Source organism: Belnapia moabensis DSM 16746 (assembly GCF_000745835.1).
GTDB classification, from domain to species: Bacteria; Pseudomonadota; Alphaproteobacteria; order Acetobacterales; family Acetobacteraceae; genus Belnapia; species Belnapia moabensis.
In genome coordinates, this window is record NZ_JQKB01000227.1 from 1 (window position 1) to 2,609 (window position 2,609).

Here is a 2,609-nt window from a genome sequence, read left to right on the forward strand (position 1 = left end):
TCTTTGCCGGGCACATCTGGATTGCGATGATCTCCATCGTCGCACGCTGCCTCGTCGCCCAAACCCAGGCGCAACAAGGACTTTAATCGCGTACAGCTTCTAAGACGGCAGAAGGCGGTTCTTGACGGCTCACTTGCAAACCGTCCCGCACGCCGCAATGTCATTGGCGACGGTGCTTGGATTCCGTCCAGCGGCGAGGCGCGTCTGCTTGAAGGCGACAACGTCATCTTCCTTCACGCGCCTCAGGTCATCGAAGCCTGCAAACTTGTTGACCTGGTCGAAGCTGACGCGGTTCTTCCTCGCGGTTGCTGAGGCGAGACGGTTCTCCACCTCCCAAGCCGCAAGCAAATCACTGGCCTTTAAGGGTGGTGTGCTCGTCAGCGTCTTAGTGTGAGCACCAGGTCGACCGGCGCCGGGCGCCTCAGAAGGTGTTACGGCGGCTTACGGCTCAGTTTCACCTGCACCAAGGCAAGGCGCAGCACGAGGCGACGTCTCAGGACGCTCGCCGCGCCTCGCCGCCTCGATGACCCCTTCGAACCCGTCGATGACCGGTCCCACCCGCCGCTTAGCTCCCCACGAATCCTTCGTCTCCAGGCTGCGGACCAACTCGGTCGCGCCCACGATCGCGCGAAGCGTCATCGGCACACCTTGCGCACCCAATAGACGCCGGTTCCGGGATGTTCGCTGGCGCGGATCATACTCAAGGCCATGCGTAGCACCCCCTTGTAGCACAAGGGAGCCCCGAAGGCATTGTGAATGCAGGATATCCGGGAATATCAGCAGGATAGAATGGTGCTGCCAGAGAGGATTGAACTCTCGACCTCTCCCTTACCAAGGGAGTGATTCCGCTCCAATGCCTTGAAATTACTATGGCCAGCCTATGGACAACACCCACATGTTCCCCCTCCGTCCCTAGGTTTCCTCTCTTCTGTCGAGGATTGATCAGGGGGAGCACTCCCTTGTCCGTCGGTGTCTGCACGGCGGCCTTCACGCAGCTCGAAGTAGCCAACTCCGCTGCACGGCTTCCATGGCGCGAAGGATAAGGGTATCCACGTCCATCTCGCTGGTCTTCTGCTTCTCCTCATCTATAGCGTAGGCGCCGTCCTCACGGGTGGCGGAGCGGACATCGCGGGTCACCGAGTTCTGAAAGCTCTGAGGTCCGGCTTGTCGGAGCGAAGGATTAGCTTGTAGAGGCCGCTCCTGGAGATGAGGGTTGGGGCGCTTCCGCGCATATCCTCACTCCGATCGAGCCTTTTCCTCACGGCGGTCAGAGGATGGGCAGCCTCGGCGGGGTCGCCGATACCCAGCATCCGGCAGACATCCGCGACGACGAACCATGGGTTACCTTCTAGGGTGATCGTGCGGAGGGTCGCGCCGGTCGGGGCGGGTTTTTCGACGCGTACCCGTCAGCCAATGGCGGCTTCTTGCCCGGTGGCCACGGGACACTCAGACGGCGGGGGGAGCCATACGGCGAAGCCTGCCGGGGATTTCTGCGCCCTCTTACCCTCGCGCGTACTTTGGATTTCTTACGGTACCCCAGCGAAAACCTGGCGACGGCGTCGAGACCGCGCCGGGTCACCCCCTCCGTCGCCCCCGCCACCCCCGTCCCCGTAGTGACCACCGCCGCCACCGTCCCCGGCCCAGGAGGAGTACCCGCCGCTGTCGTGCGGGTGTCCCCGGGTTCTATCCCTTGGCCAACTGGGATCCCTGCGGGCCCATACGCTGGGCGCTATGGCAACGTAGAGTACAGCCGAAAGGGCTACGGCAAGGATCAGACCACTTAAGATCGACATCAGCTCCCCCTGCCCAGCCAAGGCGGATCGGGCGGTGTCCCTCTGAGAAGAGCTTAGCGAAAGCAGCGGACCGGCCGCGACGGCTATCTGGAGCGCGGCGGCCGGCGGCTTCGGCGCTGGTCCGTACTAGGTTCCGAGGGGCCTCTCCTGTGCGACGGCTCCGGACCGGCGAGGCGCTTTCGACACCTTGGCCGCTTTCGGCTTACCCTTTGCCGTGACAGACGACACAATCGACACCTCAGGCGCCGCAGCCAGCGCACGGGGGCTTATGGCTTGGCGCGGGGAATCAACAACGATGGTGCCGCTTGTGGCCCCCGGCGCTACCGTCTGCGCCATACGCTCAAGCTCCATGGCTCGAAACCAGTGATACTCAGCGCGTCCATCTGGGCAACCGTCTTCCTGCCAGAGGAAATATGCGCGTTCGCGGACGCTCTGCACTTCGGGGTGTTCAGAAACAGGCATGTTCACAAGCTCCTTCGGTGGCCTTGCTGACCACCCGAGGAAATGCTTGTCCTGAGCGGAAAGGAGATCGCAAGAGGATTTCTGCACCAAATCCTTTTCATCTTACAGGTGCGTCCGGAAACAAACATTAGGAGTTGGCGGTATCGGCCGCGGATCACTGCTGCGGCCGCATATGTTTGTACCAATCTAGCTCCGCTCACCATTGCCGCCCGAGCTCACCCCGTGGCGCTATGGTGGCCGCCATAGGCTGGCCGCTTCGGAAATAGCCCGAGATATCCGGCCTACTTTTCTTAGTGTCCATCCGGGAACAAATCGAGGCATCTGAATCGGTTGTGATTGGCTCCGAGCGGCGGG

At 62.0% G+C, this 2,609-nt stretch carries 4 protein-coding genes and 1 tRNA gene; all 5 read right to left on the bottom strand.

Going from position 1 to position 2,609, the window contains the following annotated elements:
• Positions 1-129 precede the first annotated feature (129 nt).
• Complete coding sequence (locus EP26_RS30430; protein WP_157033972.1) at positions 130-330, bottom strand: hypothetical protein; 201 nt, start codon at positions 328-330, stop codon at positions 130-132.
• A 111-nt stretch (positions 331-441) separates the two neighbouring features.
• Positions 442-639: a DUF6538 domain-containing protein gene (locus tag EP26_RS38925; protein WP_408735131.1), complete on the bottom strand. Its 198-nt coding sequence runs from the start codon at positions 637-639 to the stop codon at positions 442-444.
• A 151-nt stretch (positions 640-790) separates the two neighbouring features.
• Positions 791-878 (bottom strand) — tRNA-Thr (locus EP26_RS30435).
• A gap of 255 nt (positions 879-1,133) precedes the next feature.
• The gene (locus EP26_RS38930) at positions 1,134-1,358 is read right to left on the bottom strand and encodes a BRO-N domain-containing protein (RefSeq protein WP_084113188.1); all 225 of its coding nucleotides are present in this window, start codon (positions 1,356-1,358) and stop codon (positions 1,134-1,136) included.
• A 561-nt stretch (positions 1,359-1,919) separates the two neighbouring features.
• Positions 1,920-2,255 (bottom strand): DUF2934 domain-containing protein, encoded by a 336-nt coding sequence (locus EP26_RS38410; RefSeq protein ID WP_084113189.1) that lies wholly within the window; start codon positions 2,253-2,255, stop codon positions 1,920-1,922.
• Positions 2,256-2,609 lie beyond the last annotated feature (354 nt).